At 37.4% G+C, this 20,779-nt stretch carries 15 protein-coding genes and 1 pseudogene; 3 read left to right on the top strand and 13 right to left on the bottom strand.

Translation table 11 applies throughout. The annotated features are described in order from the left end of the window. Positions 1–25 precede the first annotated feature (25 nt). Positions 26–1,474 carry a PQQ-dependent sugar dehydrogenase gene (locus tag FCR06_RS07020; RefSeq protein ID WP_189523341.1) on the top strand — a complete coding sequence of 483 codons (1,449 nt, stop codon included), beginning with the start codon at positions 26–28 and terminating at the stop codon, positions 1,472–1,474. A gap of 139 nt (positions 1,475–1,613) precedes the next feature. Here FCR06_RS07020 and FCR06_RS07015 read toward each other — a convergent pair whose 3' ends face one another. The 10 genes from FCR06_RS07015 to ilvN form a co-directional block, all read right to left on the bottom strand. Further along, a complete protein-coding gene (locus FCR06_RS07015; RefSeq protein WP_138498126.1) occupies positions 1,614–2,780 on the bottom strand; it encodes a glycosyltransferase family 4 protein in 1,167 nt (388 codons plus the stop codon). After that, complete coding sequence (locus FCR06_RS07010; RefSeq protein ID WP_138498125.1) at positions 2,777–3,997, bottom strand: O-antigen ligase family protein; 1,221 nt, start codon at positions 3,995–3,997, stop codon at positions 2,777–2,779. The genes FCR06_RS07015 and FCR06_RS07010 overlap by 4 nt, the downstream gene beginning before the upstream one ends. Next, positions 3,978–5,126, bottom strand: coding sequence for a glycosyltransferase (locus FCR06_RS07005; RefSeq protein ID WP_138498124.1), 1,149 nt, complete (start codon positions 5,124–5,126; stop codon positions 3,978–3,980). The genes FCR06_RS07010 and FCR06_RS07005 overlap by 20 nt, the downstream gene beginning before the upstream one ends. Then, positions 5,127–6,455, bottom strand: a complete 1,329-nt coding sequence (locus tag FCR06_RS07000; RefSeq protein ID WP_138498123.1) for an AMP-binding protein — start codon at positions 6,453–6,455, stop codon at positions 5,127–5,129. 110 nt (positions 6,456–6,565) lie between these two features. Further along, positions 6,566–7,678 (bottom strand): glycosyltransferase family 4 protein, encoded by a 1,113-nt coding sequence (locus tag FCR06_RS06995; protein WP_138498122.1) that lies wholly within the window; start codon positions 7,676–7,678, stop codon positions 6,566–6,568. Between the two features lie 85 nt (positions 7,679–7,763). After that, positions 7,764–9,134: a murein biosynthesis integral membrane protein MurJ gene (murJ, locus tag FCR06_RS06990; protein ID WP_138498121.1), complete on the bottom strand. Its 1,371-nt coding sequence runs from the start codon at positions 9,132–9,134 to the stop codon at positions 7,764–7,766. Between the two features lie 132 nt (positions 9,135–9,266). Continuing rightward, positions 9,267–10,061: a hypothetical protein gene (locus FCR06_RS06985; protein ID WP_138498120.1), complete on the bottom strand. Its 795-nt coding sequence runs from the start codon at positions 10,059–10,061 to the stop codon at positions 9,267–9,269. A 194-nt stretch (positions 10,062–10,255) separates the two neighbouring features. Next, complete coding sequence (locus tag FCR06_RS06980; RefSeq protein ID WP_138498119.1) at positions 10,256–11,263, bottom strand: glycoside hydrolase family 32 protein; 1,008 nt, start codon at positions 11,261–11,263, stop codon at positions 10,256–10,258. A 65-nt stretch (positions 11,264–11,328) separates the two neighbouring features. Then, the gene (locus FCR06_RS06975; protein ID WP_138498118.1) at positions 11,329–13,368 is read right to left on the bottom strand and encodes a nucleoside-diphosphate sugar epimerase/dehydratase; all 2,040 of its coding nucleotides are present in this window, start codon (positions 13,366–13,368) and stop codon (positions 11,329–11,331) included. An 870-nt stretch (positions 13,369–14,238) separates the two neighbouring features. After that, positions 14,239–14,757, bottom strand: a complete 519-nt coding sequence (ilvN, locus tag FCR06_RS06970) for an acetolactate synthase small subunit (RefSeq protein ID WP_138498117.1) — start codon at positions 14,755–14,757, stop codon at positions 14,239–14,241. Between the two features lie 353 nt (positions 14,758–15,110). Between ilvN and FCR06_RS06965 the strand changes: the two genes are divergently transcribed. Then, on the top strand, positions 15,111–15,467 hold the full coding sequence (locus tag FCR06_RS06965; RefSeq protein WP_138498116.1) for a phospholipid-binding protein: 357 nt from the start codon (positions 15,111–15,113) through the stop codon (positions 15,465–15,467). Between the two features lie 68 nt (positions 15,468–15,535). On the opposite strand, the gene FCR06_RS06960 is transcribed toward FCR06_RS06965, so the two are convergent. Next, the gene (locus tag FCR06_RS06960) at positions 15,536–16,447 is read right to left on the bottom strand and encodes an alpha/beta fold hydrolase (RefSeq protein ID WP_138498115.1); all 912 of its coding nucleotides are present in this window, start codon (positions 16,445–16,447) and stop codon (positions 15,536–15,538) included. Between the two features lie 554 nt (positions 16,448–17,001). Next, positions 17,002–17,811, bottom strand: coding sequence for a carbonic anhydrase (locus tag FCR06_RS06955; protein ID WP_138498114.1), 810 nt, complete (start codon positions 17,809–17,811; stop codon positions 17,002–17,004). Between the two features lie 684 nt (positions 17,812–18,495). Here FCR06_RS06955 and FCR06_RS06950 point away from each other — a divergent pair. Then, positions 18,496–18,900, top strand: coding sequence for a DUF4112 domain-containing protein (locus FCR06_RS06950; protein WP_138498113.1), 405 nt, complete (start codon positions 18,496–18,498; stop codon positions 18,898–18,900). Positions 18,901–19,093: 193 nt separating this feature from the next. On the opposite strand, the pseudogene FCR06_RS06945 reads toward FCR06_RS06950, so the two are convergent. Then, positions 19,094–20,779, bottom strand: a pseudogene (locus tag FCR06_RS06945) (ribosome assembly protein 4); the annotation flags it as partial.

The raw sequence follows: 20,779 nt of genomic DNA, 5'->3' as shown, positions 1-20,779 counted from the left end.
TCTGATTATGTTTATGGAGAAAATCATGAATAATGCTAAGTCAACCAGCCCAGATAAGCGCAGATTTAGCAATAAATTCGCGCTGAAAAACCACTTTTTTTGGGAAAAAACACTTCTATTAACAATATTTTTGTTAAATTATGGAACTATTGGAGTTAATGCTGCACCTCAAGCCCTGCGTGCTGATATTAAGATTCGCAATATTCTAAATACGGCATCAATTTCTCCTTCTGTTCGGATTGTAAAAGATCCCCGAAATAATACACTTTATTATCTCAAACGCAATGGCGAGATTTATAAAGTTAATTTAGCTTTATCTACGAGTACACTTGTTTATGACTTTAGTAATCATAAGGTAGCTGAAACTCAAGGTATGGCCATTGGTCCTGATGGTACAATTTATCTAGTTGGCAATGGAAACCTTGGAAATGACCAGACCAAAGCAATTATTGTTAAAGGTGTAATTAACCCAAATACAGGAGTCCGTATCTGGTCTATTTTGGCTAAGAGTGCAGGGTATCCAAAAAGTAAAACAGCCTATGACCATCGTTTCAGCGGTGTGGTGGTTAGCCCAGATGGTAAGTATATCTATGTAAATAGCGGTTCTCGTACAGATCATGGTGAAATCCAGACTGCTGGAGGTTTATATCCCAATACTCGCGAAGTAGGATTAACGGCCTGTATAATCCGTCTTCCTACTAATGGTCAAAATCTCTTTCTGGCAAACAATCGAGCAACTTTAAAAACAGCTGGTTATATTTTTGCAGAAGGAACACGTAATACTTTTGATATGGCTTTTGCGCCTAATGGGGATTTATTTGGCACAGAAAATGGTCCCGATCGCGATATGTCAGAAGAATTAAATTGGCTACGTCAGGGTCAACATTATGGCTTTCCTTGGCGTATAGGTGGGACAGACAATCCCCAACAATTTCCCAATTATAATCCTGCCAATGACCGTTTATTAAACTCCAAATTTAGCGCAGTTATCAAAGGTTACTATTATAACGATCCAACCTTTCCACCTCGGCCTAATATCACTTTGACTGAACCAATTCCTAATTTTGGCCCGGATGCAGACAATTACCGCAATCCTCAAAATGGCCAAATCAAAGATGCGAGTGTTCTTGGACAAAGTTTGAGTACTTTTACAGCACATCGTTCTCCTTTGGGTTTAGTTTTTGATACACAAAGAGCAATGAGTCCAGAATTCAAAGGAGATGCATTTGTATTGAGTTGGACTCCAGGCGATCCTGTTGGTGAAACACTACCAGGTCCTTTTAAAGATCCCAGCCAAGATCTATTGGATTTGAAATTAACTAAAGTAGGAAATACCAACTACCGACTTCAAGCTAGACGTGTTGTCCAAGGTTTCAGTAATCCCATTGATGCTGAAATTATCGGCAATAAGATTTATGTTATAGAATACGGTGGAAACCAAGGAATTTGGGAAGTTACTATACCTACTAAGTAAGAGAATTTGGGATTTGAGATTTTGCGAGATGTTAGAGGGAAGGAAACTTCCGCGCTAAACTTTTGAAGACGGATTTTTAATTGGGAACAGCTTTCTAATTCCTAAGTTCTGAACCGCAGTTGCTCTACTTGGGGAGACCTTAAGACTGCACTACCTTCTGATGAATTCTGATGTTTTTTTGAACTAACACATTGTCATACAGTGCCTCGTATTGAGCCACAATGGAGTCTAAAGAAAAATATTTGATGACTCTTGCTCGTGCTGCTTTTCCTAAACTTTCTCTACCTTCTTTCCCGATATCGATTAATGCTTGCCAAGCATTTGCTAATGCTTCTGGATTCCTTGGGGGTACGACCTTTCCGGTATCACCGACAATCCAAGCTGAGTCTCCCACATCTGTGACTACACAAGGAACACTACAAGACATTGCTTCGCCAATAACATTGGGAAAACCTTCTCCAGAAGAAGAAGAAGAAGCGATATCAAAAGCAGCGGTTAAACAACGCACATCATGACGTTCACCTAATAGATGTATGTGCTTAACAAGCCCTAATTCATGGATTAATTCAGATAAAATCTGATTTTGCCAATCAACTTTACTGCCTGCGAGAACAAATTGAACGTTGGCAGACTTTTTAAGTAATAATGCAGCAGCTTGAAGAAAATTAAAATGGTCTTTGACAGGATGATAACGACCAATCAAACCAATCAACAAATTATTTTCGTCAGTATTTAATTCTAAACGGATATTGAGGCGAGCCTTGGTTGATGGGATAAATTTTTCTGTTTCAAAACCATTGGAAATTATACAGGTTTTATCAAAAGAGTAACCACTTTTTTCGTGTTGTTGAGAACTATTCTGAGAGTTATAAATAATTTTTGTAGGTAAGTATGAAACATTAGCACACAGTTTAATAATAGTAGTTGTTAGCGGTTTTTCTAAATCTAAAGAAGAAAGTGAATGACGCACATTCCAGAAAACAGGCACTTGTCTAAATATAAAAAGTTTAACAACTTGTGCAGCTAAGTTTCCGTGATACATCCAACCTTGAATTAAATCAGGTTTGAGTTGGCGTACTATGTGAATGATTCGCCAAATATCAACTAGTTTTAGCTTTCCTGGTTTCATACCAATGGTATAAACAGGAATGCCTAAATTTACAATGCGATCGCCCCATGTACCATAATGCATTAAAGAAACAACAACTGGACTAAAACGCTCTCGATTCATCCTGGAAAGAAGTTTATAAAGCATAACTTCAGCACCACCAGTGGAGAGTCCAGTAATGATATAAATAATTTTCATAATAGATTTTCTAGTTGATATTTTTGTTCTAACCAACTCCCTCTAGTCATTGCAGCCATCAATGAAAACATAATGAGGATATAGCGCTCCTCTAAAACATTATGGCTAAATAGTCCCCAAAGAAGAATAAAAGCCCCAAAAGCTAAGCCAATATATTTAGTTTCTCCACGGGCGTGCTGTGTCACTGCATATACTAATAGAGGTAAAATAAAAGCGCCGATAATTCCATGATCCGCCATATAATACAAATACATATTATGTGTGGATATATCCATATTCCAGGTTAAAGTTGAGCCAATTCCATTACCTAAGAAGGGACGTTTAGTAAACATCTGCCAAGCCAATTGAGCCACTTCTAAACGCGAATCAGCAGAATCTTCAGAATCAGAAGTTGAAATATTTTGAAACCAGGCAATTCTTTCGAGAGAGTTTTGATTTAAATTTAAATTTTGTAATAGTTCGTCCCACCATTGTGAGCCTAAGCTAATAATGAAAATCCCTATTCCCAAAGCCCAATAAAGTAATTTGTTAAAATGAAGCACGCCCACAAACGTAAAAATAATAACTACAAGTAACCAGCCAACAATAGCTCCTCGGGAAAATGTCAAGAAAACTCCAATACCGACGAGAGATACGAAAGGTAAACGATATATCGGCTGTAATAAACTTACACTAAAAATCATCCCAAGTATTAATGCACAGCCATTACTATTGGGATTTAAATAAAATCCAGCAGCCCGACCACCATCACCTAATGAATTAAATACGACGGGGTTAATAAATTCACAAAAATTATTAAATATACCCATCAATACTGCTAAAAATATAGCCCATCGAGTTAAGTAATGAATTTTTGGATGTTGAGAAAAAATTAATGACATGCAAAGGAGAAAAATTACTGTTAAGATTCGTTTTCTCAATTCTTCAAAAGCAAGTTCTCCAAAACTGGAAAATAGTACAAACCACAATAATGAAATAAAAATAAAACTAAAACACCAACTAATTATAGAGAGTGGTATGAACTTGTTTGATGAAAAAAGTAAGGGAAGAGAGAATACAGCAAACGCTATGATCCAAACTAAAGGAGGTTGAGAAATAATTCCTGATGTATATAAATAGGAATTAATATCTGTGAAAAAAGTGAAAATAGCCCCTAATGCCAGGGTAGATTGGTAAAAAAAGAAGAAATTAAATTTTTTATTTAGAGAATGATTCATGACATAAACTAAGAATAGTGGCTTCGGTTGTAAGGACTAATTGAGCTACTGAGAATTTGTCAATTATTCGTTGTCGAATTTGAGTACGATCGCAACCATTAAGAGCGAGATTTTCTATCAATTTCTTCATGGCAGTTTTCAAAGCTAGTGGAGTTTTGGGAGGTACCACTACATCGGTATCACCAACAATCCAAGCTGAGTCGCCTACATCTGTCACCACACAAGGTATACCGCACGCCATCGCCTCTCCAATTACATTGGGAAATCCTTCTGTATAAGATGAAGAAGCAGCAATATCTAGAGCATTGTAGATTGCAGGCATATCTGCACGCGCTTTTGCCCAGATAACTTTCTCAGAGATGCCTAAGTGATGAGCTAGTTCATCCAACTCGTGTGCATAATTTTCTGAACCACTACCTACACAAACAAAATGCACATTCTGGTTATCTTCACACAGTAGTGCTGCTGCTTTAAGAAATGTCGGATGATCTTTTCTAGAATCTAGTCGCCCCACTAAACCAATTAAAATCGTATTTTCTGAAATTCCCCACTGTGATCGGACTTTGGTTCTAGCTTCTAAGTCAGGCTGAAAAAGTTCGATATCAATACCATTAGAAATTACCATCATCTTGTCAGATGGAAATCCATGAGTTAGATAAGATGCTTGACCAGCATAAGAATTGATAATAATCAAGTCAGCAAAACTGGATAAAAGACATTCTAACTGTAAGATTAAACGCCCTAACCAATCATAAAAATTAGAATCAGTATCAGAATTACGTAATCCCCAAACCATACGGGTTGAGGGAAAAAAAGGCTTTAAGAAAATAGTGAGTAAATTTGGTGTTCCACCATATCCATGCAATATATCGGGATGTATACGGTGAAGATGCTGAACAAGACGCCGAAAAAAGCCAAATAAATGCCAACGTCCCTGTTTTTTTAAATAAATTATCGAGATATTACTATCTTGTAAGTTTTTATCTAGAGATAATGAATCACCAGCATAAAAGCATAAAATGGTTACATCAAAGTATTCTCGATCCAGAGCTTTTACTAGTGTGACTAATTGTCTTTCTGCTCCTCCATAGTTCAAAGAGCGAATCAAGAATACAATCTTCTTTTTCATTTAATCAACCTCGGAAATGGTGTAGCGATATTTACCAGAATGATTAACAGGAATATTATTCACGAACTCAAAATTGACTACACAATCTTTCCCCATCATCAGCTTGCACTTAGCGACTATGTCATCGAGTTCTTCAGTGAAATAATCAGAATTAGCTTTAATAATTTTGATGGTAATTTCTAAGTAGCTTTTTTGAATTATTTGAAATTTATGCACCCAATCTTTGAAGTATAGAAGATGAGTAAAATATTCTCCATCGATTAAAGTTCCGGTATGAGTTTTAAAAATATCAACATTTCTTCCGGAAACTTGCTGTAGTATTTGTCCAGATTTATATTCAGGAGATAAAGTACCGCGATCGCCAATTTTATATCGAATCAACGGCATAGCAAAGTTGATCAGAGAAGTAACTAAAATATTACCTTCAACTCCTGGTGGCACAGGATTATTATCATCATCTACAATCTCAATATAATTACCCCAAGGAGCTACCCACAACCCCTTCTCTCCTGGTTTTTCACAGGCAACATCACTAACTTCTCTAGAACCATAACGATTAAATACTTGACATTGAAATACAGCCTCAATCTTTTGGCGCATCCAAGTGTAAAGTGTTCCAGCAGAAGTTATAATTGCTTTTTGAGGAACAAGTTTAATTTGTTCAGATTCAGCAAATTTTGCTAATTCATAAATTGCTTGAGCGTAGGCAACAATTAATTTTGGTTGTTTTGTATTTAGCGATTTCAGAAAATTTCTCATTCTTTGAGGAGTCATCTGAAAGGCATTCATATATGTGGTATTTCTCAAAAAATTAAAAAAGTTTGCTTTCCATCCGATTGTACCCTGAAAAATATCTTTTTCTGAACCCCATAAATGAACTTCTGGCTCTCCTAATTCTCGTCCAACTAAATAAGAATAAAGTAAGCTAATTGCTGTAGAGTAGTCATTGTAGTCAGCATCTTGAATTAATTTAATTGGCTCTCCTGTTGAACCACCTGATGTATTTAAATACCACTGGCGCTGTGCTAAATCTGTAGATTTTATTTGTTCAAAGTTTGTACGAATAATATCTTTTGTCAGGATTGGAAATTGACAAAGATATAGTTTTGGTGTTTGGTGAATAATTTCTTTATTAGGTAGACTTTCGATTAATTTGGCATAGTATGGAACAAATCTATGGCAATGAATCAAAATTTTTGTTAATAACTCTTTAGTTGGATTAATAGAAACATTAAATAAACTTTCTTTAACGAATTGATTATACAGGTGAGGAAAACTGTAATTTCTATAAGAAGCATAAGTGAAGTAAAGAGATTTTCGGATATTCATTGTTTAATTTATTATATTTTCTCTAAAAATATATTTTTTGCAGTTTAAGGTGCAAAGAAGATAAAATAATGACTTTTCTAATAAAGCTAATTATCTAAAGTTTACAGTTTTCAGATAAACTTGGGTTTCTTTTTAATAACTTGAGCTAATACTTCTTCCCACATTCCCATTATTTTTTTGACACTAAATCGTTCAGTTACTTCTGGCGCACGAGCAGCTAAAGATTTTCGTTCTTGTTCGTTAGACATCAGTCGTTCTATTGCTGTGGCTAATGCTGAAACATCTTCATTCGGAACCAAAATACCATCTGTACCATCACGAATAATCTCTCGTGGGCCACTAGGACAATCTGTGGATATAACTGGTAAACCACATGCCATTGCTTCACAAAGAGCGTTGGGAAAACCTTCAAAACGGGAAGACATAATAAAAAACTCTGCCTGTTGTAAAAAAGTATAAGTATTGTTCACCATTCCCGGAAAATGAACGCGATCACTTAGTCTTAGTTGGTTACGTAAAGTTTCCAATTCTGGACGTAATTTACCGTCTCCTAAAATAGTTAATGTCCATTCTGGATAATTATCTTTTAGTTTGGCAAAAGCTTGTAGCAATAAATCAAAGCCTTTCTCTGGTACAAAACGTCCCATAGCAATTAGCGATCGCTCTGTTAAAAATTTTTCTGATGAATGTTTTTTTATTGGTGGTAATACAACCATATTAGGAATAATACAGCTATGATTTTGTAGTTCCGATGGAAAATAATCCTTTGCTCGTTGAGTTTGAAAAACAATTTTGTCTGCAAATGGATAAGTCCATTGTCGTAGTTGTTGCCAATTCCAACCTAAAGAACTTTTGATGGGATTACTACGTTCAGAAACTACTATTGGGATGTTCAACCACCGCGTTGCTAGTAAAGTGATCGTATTAGTTTTAGACATAAAGCTAATTACGGCATCTGGTTTACTATTAATAATTGCATCTCGGAGAATTTTGATGCGTTTTATATTATTCCAGATGCCAATTATTGCAGTCGGAGATTTTTCAGCTATCCCTAAGGGAATATAATTTACATGAGAGTCGAGATCAAAGTCCGGTACTTTATTGTTATCAAATGTTAATAATGTAATTTGCCATCCCTTAGCTGCCCAGTAGTTTGCCATAATTGACATAATCCGTTCGGCACCACCATAGGTAAGGGAATGAATAATTAATGTTAGTTTCATTGTGGTGCAATATGAGTATATATAAAATCACCCATAGGCGTTTCAGATGCAGATCCCAGAGATGAAGAAAGGGTCAATCTGAAAACTAGGTTGTTGAAGTTGCAGAGAATTTTTTGATTTTTTTATGAGCAAAATATGATAAAAAGAAAAATGCTAAGGCAGAAACACAGGCTGTTGATAGAGCAATACCTGCAACCCCAAAATAGTGGAGAAATAAATAGTTTAAAATAATATTGTTAATGAGATTATATGCAGAAGCCCACATCAATATATGATTGGCTTGCATTGCTGAAATTAATCGTACTACCATAATTCCCGCTACGTAAAAAGGTATTTGGAAAGCAAAAAAACTTTGAATTTGGGCTACTAAATGAGTGTCATCAGCTGTAAACGAACCTCTTTGAAAAAGTATTTTGACTATAGATTCAGAAAATACAAATAAGAATATTGACAGTAAAATAGTTGTGATAAAAATTATCTGCATATATCGCTTAAGTGTGCGACGTGTGCCTACCCAATCGTTAGCAGCAATCATTTTAGAAAAATAGGGAATCACAGCAGTACTTAATGCTGTAGTGGCTAGAGACATGGGAAATGCGATCGCTTTGTTACCGTAGTTGAGTGCTGCAACGCTACCAGGTAACAACATTGCTGCCATAGATTGATCGACTAAGTTTGTACTACACATTAAAAGTCCTCCCGCAATCATCGGGAAATATTGGCGAACAACTTGACGCAGATTAGTGTCAAATCCATACCATTTCGGAACCCATGAAATGCCTTGTCGGTGCAGCGCTGTTCCTAAGAGAATTATTTCTAGTACTGCACCGCAGACTAATCCAGCAGCCAAAGCGAAAATACTCAAAGATTTCAGCGTTAAAAGCAATACAACGGTAACAGTTGGAGTAATAATTGGTGAGAATGCTGCTAAAGCAAAACGCTCCCCTGCATTCAATACAGCACCCCAAATGACAATAATCCCACTTAAGAAAACAAAAGGTGCGATCGCGCAGAGCAAATGAAAAGTCAGCTCTAACTTTTGGGGACTAAATCCAGTCGCAATTCGTGGTAAATACAAGGGTGCTAGAACTACCATCAGTATTGTTGTAATTACTAACAGTCCCAAGCCACTGATTGTGGCTCCACAGAAAAGCCTTTGAGCAGCTTTTGTACCTTCCTGCTCTCGTATCTGCATATAAGTAGGTATGAGAGCAGTATTAAAAGAACCAGCGATTACGTTAATAATAAAAGAAGGTATCAACAAAGCAATTAAAAACGCATCTATGTCATCTCCAGTGCCAAACCTCTGAGCAACCACCAATTCTTTACCCACAGCCGCTACTTTAACCAATGCTGTCAATAAACCAACTATCATCGCAGCACCAAAAATTTGGCGATTGATAGAGCCACTTGTCAGCTTCTTCCAGTAATCAACAAAGCTTTGCAAATGCCACATTGTATAATTTTGTATTTTAGATTACCAATCATCTTGGTGTGTCTGATTTTTGCGAATTTATTGGTTGCAATGATTTTCAACTTATTTTCGCATAAGAGAAAATTTTTAATTTTGAGAAACTTAATCAAATATTTAAAATTTAAAATTCAAGAAATGTGATTTAGGAAATTGAGATAACCTGAAATATATTTTCAGAATATATAAATATAACTTCCCTTTCAAAGTAATACCATTAACACAATTAAAATTCTTGACAACTTCTCCGCCAAACTTTTCTTTAAACTCATTAATACCTAATTTTTCTTGGTCTGTATTTCCGGTATACCACCCGCCAAAATCATAGCTACAAATTCCCAAGTTTTTAAATCTCAAAATATCCTGCCAGTGATGATAACGGTTTGCTCGTCCTAAAATTGATTGGTAGGAAGTATCATTATTCTTTTTTAGAGATGCAGAATGTAAAAGACGAACTCTATTTTTATTTCGATAATAAACATGCCAAACTAAAGAACTACCATCTTTTGACTTGATACGTGAAATATCAATTACACCAGCGTTTACACGATTTTGAAGTTGAGTTTTATTAATTCTATTTAAGCCTTTTTGGAAAGCAAATAAATCATAAAAATCAGAAAAATCATCGATAATATTAGAGTCTATGGTCTCCCAATATTCATAAATTACCTGGTCTTTCTGCTCTGCTCGTCTAATTTTATATCTATCATTACTACTAATACTTTCCCAAAGTTCATCATGACTTTTAGTTAAATCAATTAATCTTGTATAAAATTCATCAGATTGACCACCTTGAATGGGGTGCATCCATTGTCTGTAGTGAAGTACATCCACGTTCGGTAATTCTCGTGTCTCTTCATCAAACCAAACTTCTCCTACTGAAAAGATAAATTTCTTTGTGATAATTAACATCTTTTCTATTCCTCACTATCTTATTCAAACTCAACTTATTAAAATATACTTTTAACTAGCAGATTTTAATTATGATTGCTGTCTGTAATAATAAATGACTTAGTAATCCTAAATTATTTATCTAAATCTCACTTTCTTTATTCTTCTCTCTGCTTTCTCGGTGACTCTGCGTGATAAAAAATAAATCTCACAAATCAAATTGAATTAATATTAGCCAAACTTTTAGTTATTAAAGTTTGATTAAAAACTAATTGATAACGCTTTCCATCTACACATGCAATCCATTTATCTTTATCAATTTGGTGAGCATCAATATGATGCATACCTATTTGATTCCAACCAAGTCCACTTGCTTTAATAACTGGATTATTTTTAATTTCCTTCTCTTGATAATTTGTTGTCGTCAATTCAGTTATTTGAAATGCTCTAACTTGATGACCATATACCCGCTCACAATCTTGGGTATATCTAATAATTTTGCCATCGAAGACTATAACTCTACCTGCTGGTCTGGCTATATTTTTACTTCCTTTAATCACTGGACTTTGAGGATGCTCAATCCAAGTATCCATCAAATTTTGGGAATAATAGAGACGTAATGTGTTTCTTGCTTGTGATGTTGCAGTCAACAACCACCAAAGATTATTGTATTGAAAAATACTAGGATCTACAAAATCTTTTTCAGAAAGTAAAGTTTGGATAAAAGACCATTTGGTTGGAAAATTAGTTGCTTTATATAAACGAATAGAACTAGCTTGTGAAGTTTCTGGAATCATATAGTAATCATTTTGAAATTTGAATACATATGGATAAGACAAATGAAACGGTTCATCAAGTACAATTTGTTGATAATTCCATTTGTATGCATCATTACTATTTGCTAGTCCTATTACTCCTTTATTTTGCAAACTATTTAATACTTCAAAGAACATATACCAAATGCCGTCCTCACGAACCATAAATGGGTCAGCAACAAAGTGTGCTGGGACATCTGTTATATCCTTGGCAGTCAAAACTGGATTAATAATTGTATTGGCAGAAACAAAACTAAAAGGAGATTCGCCTAGATAAATTCCAATTGACCACTCACTTCTTCTCGTGACAAATATCTTGGCAATATTCTTAATCCTAGATAAATATCTACTATTAACTTGAGATACTTTATCAAATACTTGCAAAATAGGATTAGAATTTTTAGACATATTTATTTTGACAGTTAAGTTAAATTACTCACGCTGAACAATCAAAGTAGATTACTATCTGCTAGTTACGATTTTACCTGTGCCAACATATTCATATTTGGCTTCGTTTGGAGTGAAGTATTGCTGGAAATATTTCCTCCCACATAACTATTTAAGTGTTTGGGTTTGTAGCCTGGTACCAATTGTTCAAGTAAAAATAGAATTAAACTCGTATCATTTTTTACTGCTGCTTGACACAAAGTTGTCACAGTTATATCTAAATTTTCTGGAATCATTTGACTAGCATTTTTTACTACTAAGAGTTTTTCGTGTTCGGTTGGTTGATATTCTTCTCCACTAATAAATAATTCTTCAAATAACTTTTCTCCTGGACGCAAACCAGTAAATACAATCTCAATATCTTGGTTTACTTTATATCCAGAAAGACGAATCAATTCCTTTGCTAAGTCAACAATTTTCACAGGTTTACCCATATTCAGCATTAAAACTTCACCACCATGACCAAGTACTGCAGCCTGCAAAACGAGTTGAACTGCTTCCGGAATAGTCATGAAATAACGACGAATATCTGGATGAGTGACAGTCACTGGGCCACCTGCTGCAATTTGTTTTTTAAAAGTGGGAACTACACTACCTCGACTGCCTAAAACGTTGCCAAAACGTACAGTTACATAAGGTTTGCCACTTTCTCTTGCAGCTTGCAGTACCAACATTTCAGCGACTCTTTTACTCGCACCCATAACATTGGTAGGATTAACTGCTTTGTCTGTAGAAATCATCACGAAATGTTTTACATCATATTGCAATGCTAGTTCTACTAAATTTTTTGTTCCCATTACATTGTTAGTGATTGCTTCTACTGGATTTAATTCCATTAATGGGACATGTTTATGAGCCGCAGCGTGGAAAATGACATCAGGTTGAAATATTTTAAATGCATGTTCTAATCGAGACTTGAAGCGAATATCAGCAATAAAGGTAGAAATATGAGGAGTATTAATGGATGATTTGCCTTCATTTTCGAGTACTTGAATAAGTTGTTCTAATTCTTGTTGGATATTAAATACAGAGTTTTCTCCATGTCCCATCAGTATCATTTCAGCAGGATTGCATTTAAAAATTTGGCGGCAAAGTTCGCTACCAATTGAGCCACCTGAACCCGTGATCAATACTGTTTTACCTTTGAGAAATTGAGAAACTTTTTCAAAATTTATTTGTACGGGTTCGCGTCTGAGTAAATCTTCAATTCGTACATCCCGAATGCTGTCAACTCGCACCCGACCATTGAGAATTTCATGTATGCCTGGTAAAGTGCTAGTTTGAGTTCCAGTTGCTTTGCAAATATCTACAATTTCTCGAATAACTTTACCTGTAACTGTCGGCATAGCAATGATCGCTTTATGGATTTGGAGAGATTGTAAAATATCAGGAATTTGATAGCGATCGCCAACTACAGGAATCCCACGTATGTATGCCCGAAATTTTCGAGGATCGTCATCAATGAAAGCAACAGGATAAAACCCTAATTGGGGATTTCTTTGCATTTCTCGTACTAAAGAAATTCCAGCATTACCAGCACCAATTATTAATACACGTTCTTGTGGTTTAAATACTGTATTTTGTTGACTAATTCTTTCTACAATTGGAATAGTAAAACGCAGTCCCCCAATGAAAATACATGAAAGCAATCCATCAATTAATGGTAGCGATCGCGGTAAAATATCCAATGTTAAATATGGGAATAATCGCATCACATCAAAGAATACCGCTTGGATTACTACTGAAATTCCCATAACAATAGTTATATATAAAAGTTCTTCAATACTTGCATAGCGCCAGTAAAGTCTATAAAAACCTAAATTCCACAATACAGTAAGCTTTATCACTAAAAAAAGTATTGTTACGATTCCTAATTCTAATTTATAATCTTCGATGAAAAACTTCCCATCTAAACAGAGATTCAGAGTTAATAAGACTGTTATTGAAAAAATAATAATATCGAACAAGAATAAATGTCTATTCCTAATATTTAGCAGATTATTTAATAACTTATTAATTAACTTTTTAGGTAGCCACTGAGAAACAAATAACAATGATAAATTCATGCCTGTCAAGACCTCTGAATCTAAAAAATTATCTCATTAACTAAAAACATTATTGCAACTGCAACAGAATCAATAAGGAAGAAAATATAAGCGAAAAACTCTGTATATTTTATTGAGTTTTTTCTTTTTTCTCACTTCTTGAAAAACTGCTATTAATGATATTGCTATTGTCAAAGCATTATCTAGATGCTGATTAGATGATTTGAGGCTGGAAATTATTTGTCTAATTTACCTGAAATTATCAATATCTCGAAAATTAACTATTTTTAGGGAAATTTGAGTATATTTCTTATTGAACATGATTACTTTTTCAATGAGATGAGATTTGGTAAATTACCTCTAATAAAATATTAAAGGTCAAATCAAGTAATCATAACAGGCAGAGAGTAGGAAAAAATTAACCTTTTCAAATTGTACAGAGCTGTTTTAAAAATCAAATAGGAGTCCTATAGCCATCTTGACGACTATTAAAACTTTTAGTTGTTTTTAGTGTTTTATTGTTCTAACAACTTTGTAGCAGTTTCTTATATGTTGCGTCATGCCAAGTTGGCGTAACTTTTGCATATAAAAAGACATAACTATATATACTTATTTATATGTTAGTAGCTATTATTACTTTTTAATTGATTAAAGAAGTAGTCCGCAATCAACAGTCAGAATTAACTTACATCTAGCAATCCTAAGTCGTTTGTGAAATCTTGCTACCCAAGCTGTTGACTGTTGACTGTTAAAAGTTGACACTTAATAGTCAACAGCCACCACTGATATTTTTTGCTTTCTATTTGGATTGCTATAGTATGTTACAGCGTTAGCTCAATGCACCCTGCTTGTTTTCGCTAATTGCATTGTGACTTCTTCTTTAATTCCTAACTAAACCTTTACTTCCAAAGATTTTAGTAATTCGGTATTTACACCCGATTCACGAGTGAGGGCAATTTTGCCGGTGCGGGCGATTTCTCTGAGACCAAATTTTTGTAATACCTGGACGATCGCTACCATTTTACCCGGATCTCCCACAACTTCTAAAGTCAGAGAATCTTCCGCCACATCCACGACTCGCGCCCGGAAAATCTGAGACAGTTCGATTACTTCTGAGCGATTGCTGCTAGTAGCATTGACCTTTAATAGCATCAATTCTCGTTCTACACAAGGAGTTTCGGTAATATCCTGTACCTTGAGGACATTGACTAACTTGTATAATTGCTTGGTGAGTTGTTCGATGATGCGATCGTCACCGGGTACAACCATCGTAATTCGCGACACACCACCTTGTTCAGCCGGGCCGACAGCAAGGCTTTCAATATTAAAACCACGACGCGCAAATAAACTAGAAATACGGGACAGAACGCCCGCCTCATCTTCTACCAAAACTGAAAGAGTATGTTTCATCTTCGCCAACACAGGCCAGAGCAGGATTTAAGTAACGCAGACATTAGTACAATAAGGCAAAAGTCAAAAGTCAAAAGTAAGAATACTTAGACCCCAAGCTTTTTACCAATTTCAGATAATGTACTAGCTGTAGGCTGCGCTATACGTACTGAGCCACTAAATAATAATAAGTGAGACCTTTTATTTTAAACTTAATAGTTGCACTCATTTCAATTTATAAAGAGAATTTGTAGATAAATTATTTCGCAAGCAGCATTCTCTTTAAGTAGATATCTTTTCATCGGCAGATGTTAGACCTTGCTAAAGCTTGTATACTCAAGTCTGATTTAACCTCTAATCGGAGATAAGTTGTTATGGGTTGGTTACAAAGATTATTTGGAATGGAAAAACCTGACAATGCTGAAGTAAATCCCACTGCCCAAGCAGTACCCCAAACTCCTAGTACTACTGATACGCAATCAATACCGCCAGAACGTCTAGGATTAAATGGTGAATATGACCAAAGTGGTTTAGCAAAGCGGGTAGCATTGGCATTCGACCAAGACGCCCAACTCGACGATGTTAATACCCTTTGGGTTGCTCAAACAGGTAGCACTGTAGTGTTGAAAGGTAAAGTACCCAGCCAAGATATTCTCGATAGAATGGTTTCTGTTGCCCGTACTGTGAATGGTACTACAGATGTTGATACTAACCAAGCTGCGGTTGAATAGGTAACAAGAAGGCAAGGTAGGCAGGAGGACAGGAAAAGCAGGGGAGAATAATTCTTAAATTTAAACTCCTAACTCCAAACTCCTCTCTCAATCCAATCTAAAATCGCTTGGTTGACTTGTTCAGGACATTCATCATGGGGACAATGACCCACGTTTTCTAAATTCAGCACTTCTAATTTTTCGTTGTACTGAGCAAATTGGTTTGCCAAAGCTGGGGGAACAAACCGATCCTTTTGTCCCCAAATTAATAGCATTGGTATTGTTAAGGTTGGTAATACTGCCTTGACATTGGGACTAAAGTTAATTCCAATTGCAGCTTTAAACAAAGCACTAAAAGCCCTCACTGAACCTCGGTCTTGGGGAGGGCCAGCTAAAATTTCTATCAGTTCATCGGTGATTGCCTCTGGTTTAGCGTAGGCGAGACTAGCCCAGCGACGCAACACGCCTGGACGGCGCACAAAGTTAAACACAGGCTTGAGAATCAACGGCGAAGCAACAATATTTTTAATTCCTCTGACCACTGGCCGCAGCACAGGAGGGATTGCTTCTTGTTCCAGTGAAGGATCTGGTAAACTCATCATCACCATACCCCGCACCATGTCGGGATGAGTGGCGGCGGCGGCTAAAGAAATCAGCGAACCGTTGGAATTGCCTATTAATATTGCTGGTTGACGAATAAATGTTTGCCAAAAATCATAAACTTGCTCTACCCAAAGTTCGATGCTGTAATTAGCTGCGGCTTTTTGAGAAGCACCAAAACCGAGCATATCTAGGGCATAAACTGTGTGATGTTCGGCTAACACCTCTAAATTATGTCGCCAATGACCAATAGAAGCGCCAAAGCCATGTAACAGAATTAGAGGTTGCGTGTTCTGGTGATTCTGGGCACAGCGAATATAAGTATAGCGAGTTTGCCAGCCCCGCCAAACCCAATCTCTTTGATTACCAACTCGCTCCTGCCAGTGTAGTGTAGTGGTCACAGTGTTCTCTAATTTTTAAGCGTTGAAATACTATTATAAAACTTTGATTTTTTACATTATCTGTAAAACTAATATCAAACTTAATCCTCAGCCCCTTCCCTACTAGCATTGGGGAGTAAGACTCAACGCCTCATATCATGTCCCGTTAAAGACTTGTCATTAAGACGGCAGGGTGCAGGGGGCAGGGAGCAGGGAGAAAGAGGTTTTCCTGGTGTTTTGCACAGATGCGGGAATTGTAACTAATTAGGCGGACATGATATTACCCCTCATTTTGATTATTATCCTCGTTAGTTAAGGGGTAATATTATCAGGACTTAGGCACTGACTACGATTTTAGGTCATTACGAGCGAAGCGAATGCGAGTGCGTCTCCTAGAGAAGTAATCGCCAAAAACTCTGGGATTGCTTCCCTACAGTACGTTCCGGTCGCAATGACAGAATAGTGCTTACGTAAGTCCTAATTGTTTAGAATCTTTTAAACCATCGGCTCTGGTATCTGTTACTTCTAGTCAACCAACTCATACCCTTACAAGGGATTTTTCATCTTCTACACTTTTACTTTGTTGCTGAGCCTCGATAAATTCGCTCCATTTGCTCTGGAGAAAGTACTGTCATTGGAAACCATTCATGTGCGCCATTAGGGACTTCTTCAGACGATGGCAACGCCCGTTGTTGAGTTTTAGTGAAACGTATTTCCACATTGCTTAGTGGTTCAAATATCTCATCTCTTTCTGATGGTAGAAGTTGATTTTGGGGCAAGATATAGGCGTGGTTTTGTGCATCGTATGCCAAGACTTCTCCTGTTTCAATTTGATAAATCCAAGCATAAATTTTGAGTTGCCCTTGGTGGAGCTTAGAGTGAATCACTGGATAAGTTCGTAAATTTTCGATTTGGGTGAGTACATTTTCAGCAATAATTATTTCTAAGAGTTCTTCGCCTTCGTAGTCGCTATAATTGTCTTTTACTAGTCGTCGGGTTGCCTCTGCATACTTGAGCCAGTCATGTACAAGCGGCATTTCTATCCGCAAGCTGTCTAACTTCATTAACCCCTTCATAGCACCACAATGCGAGTGACCGCAGACAATAATTTGTTGAATATCTAATGCTTGAACAGCATATTCTATTGTTGCCCCTTCACCGCCATTAGTCGCACCATATGGTGGAATAATATTGCCTGCATTGCGGATAACAAATAATTCACCTAAGCCAGCTTGTGTAATCAGGTTTGGATCGATACGCGAATCAGAACAAGTAATAAATAGTACTCTAGGCTTTTGACCATGAGAAAGTTGTTCAAACAGTTCTTCATTAGCGGGAAAATAACTACTTTTGAATTCGCGCAAACCTTTAATTAATTTTTTCATAGTAGTGGTAGATGTAATAACTAATACTTGGAATTTTTCGGAAAAATTGAGTTGTCGAATTAAGTAAGTAGGGACAGCTTGATAATATCTGTACAGGACTTACGCACTGACTATGATTTTACGTCATTACAAACGAACGCGAGTGCGTCTTTAACAGTTGCGTTCGCGGAGCGTCTCCTAGAGAAGTAATTGCCAAAAACTCTGGGATTGCTTCCCTAGACTCCGTTACGCTCGCAATGACAAAATAGTGCTTGCGTAAGTCCTATCTGTAAAGAGATTGACTTTAGTTAATTAGGCTTTTGCTATTGTACCAGAGGCTTAGTCAAAGGGTAAAATTGATTGTTGTATTGTTTAAGTAGTCTTGCTAAAGTACCGTCTCTGGTGGCAGTTGTAACGTTAAATCAATCTACAATGAGTAATAAATTTGGTATTTTTCCTCTTCAACTCAGCTAATTTTCCAGAACTGTAAGGGTCGGCAGTTTAATATTATTATCGCAATTGCGTTACTGATGTTTACGGACTTATAAAATTACGTTGCTAACAATTTACAGAAAGTGATTAATTATAATGATGACTATTTTTTAGGCAGAATTCGGAATTTTTATTCATACTTGTTATTTCTAACGGTACAAGACAAAGAACTAAAAATAGTGCAATCTTAGAGTAGTGCAAATATCAGAAATTATGGACGCTGCCAAACGCCTTGCTACTCTCAACCGCATTCGCAAACTCAGCCGTTTGATGGATACATCAATACGTATTCCTTTGACGGGTTTTCGCATTGGAATAGACCCAATTATCGGTTTAGTTCCCGGTGCTGGTGATTTAATCAGTACAGCGTTTTCAGCTTACATCATATTTTTAGCTGCCCGCTTCGGCATCTCACGCCAAGATTTAACGAAAATGATTTTTAACGTGGGTTTGGAAGCAGTCGTTGGTACTGTGCCTTTTGTGGGCGATTTGTTTGATGCTTTTTATAAGTCCAATATTCGGAATTTGGCAATTTTAGAGCAACATTTGACAGTGGTTGAACCAGAACTTAAAGAAGTGTCTGATGAACTTTACTCTGGTAAGTTCAGCCAAGTTTAAGTTGATAGACATAAATATAATACATTCTGTCATTGCGAGCGAAGCGAAGCAATCCCAGAGACCTTGTGATTGCTTCGCTTCGCTCGCAATGACATCTTAGATATAATCGTGTCTATCTACTTAGGATTACACTGCACATAACTGAGGCTGGTAATACTCATTGCTTTCGTAGAATATGGAAGTGAGGTTAAAACTAATTCTGTAACTTCTTAAGCTCTCCATCTGTAAACGGATTTTTCCCTGCCCGTAAATCTTTCACCCAGCGCTGCCGTTGTGCTTTAGTGTTTTTATCTTCAGGCTGGGCGATGTATGCTTCAAAGTCCTCAATTGCCCCTTGGGTGTTGCCTGTTAGCGCCCTAGCCAAGCCACGACTATCACGAATGTTGCCATCTTCAGGTGCAAGTGCAACGGCTTTTTCACAGGCTGGTAACACTTCGGCAGCTTGTTTTTGCAGACTACCTCGCCAGCATAGTGTATTCCAAGAGCTTATAGGAATTTCCACTTTTGGATCGAGCTTGAGAGCTTCGGTGTAAGCTGCTAATGCTTCCTGAAACTTTTTCTCTTCTAAGCGGCTATTTCCTTCATCAACTGAGCGTTCAGCCTTGCCTTTGTTAACAAACTCTGTCGCTCTGGCGTGGAAATCAAACTTTAACTTATTATCCCACTGCTGTGCTTGGCGGAACTTTTCAACAGCGCCATTAATATCATCATTTCGCGCTAACTTCTCACCTTGGATGACTAACACTTTTGCCCCCAGCACCTTCCGTGATGGAGTTTGACATTTTTTCAAATCCTCTAGTACTTCTGGATGGGCAACTAGGTAATTATTTAGCAAGTTGCAACCACTGAGTAATAAATTATCGAAATCCAAATCCCATAAAATCACGGTCTTGTCATCACTGCCAGAAGCCAGTGTCTTGCCATCGGGGCTGAAGACGACGCCCCAGACCGAACTGCTATGCCCACTCAGGGTTTTGATGGCTTTGCCTGTGCTCACATCCCAGAGTTTGATGGTCTTGTCATCACTGCCAGAAGCCAGTGTCTTGCCATCGGGGCTGAAGACGACGCCCCAGACCGAACTGCTATGCCCACTCAGAGTTTTGATGGCTTTGCCTGTGCTCACATCCCAGAGTTTGATGGTCTTGTCATCACTGCCAGAAGCCAGTGTCTTGCCATCGGGGCTGAAGACGACGCTATAGACCGAATTGCTATGCCCACTCAGGGTTTTGATGGCTTTGCCTGTGCTCACATCCCAGAGTTTGATGGTSTTGTCAAAACTGCCAGAAGCCAGTGTCTTGCCATCGGGGCTGAAGACGACGCCCCAGACCCTACTGCTATGCCCACTCAGGGTTTTGATGGCTTTGCCTGTGCTGACATCCCAGAGTTTGATGGTCTTGTCATCACTGCCAGAAGCCAGTGTCTTGCCATCGGGGCTGAAGACGACGCTATAGACCGTACCGCTATGCCCACTCAGGGTTTTGATGGCTTTGCCTGTGCTGACATCCCAGAGTTTGATGGTCTTGTCAGCACTTGCAGAAGCCAGTGTCTTGCCATCGGGGCTGAAGACGACGCCCCAGACCGAACTGCTATGCCCACTCAGGGTTTTGATGGCTTTGCCTGTGCTGACATCCCAGAGTTTGATGGTCTTGTCATCACTGCCAGAAGCCAGTGTCTTGCCATCGGGGCTGAAGACGACGCTAAAGACCGTACTGCTATGCCCACTCAGGGTTTTGATGGCTTTGCCTGTGCTSACATCCCAGAGTTTGATGGTCTTGTCAWMACTGCCAGAAGCCAGTGTCTTGCCATCGGGGCTGAAGACGACGCTAAAGACCGTACTGCTATGCCCACTCAGGGTTTTGATGGCTTTGCCTGTTGTGCT

It is taken from the genome of Nostoc sp. PA-18-2419, from assembly GCF_005869855.1.
GTDB lineage: Bacteria > Cyanobacteriota > Cyanobacteriia > Cyanobacteriales > Nostocaceae > Nostoc.
Note: the sequence above shows the minus strand (reverse complement) of the source record. Positions and strands in the feature narration are given on the sequence as shown.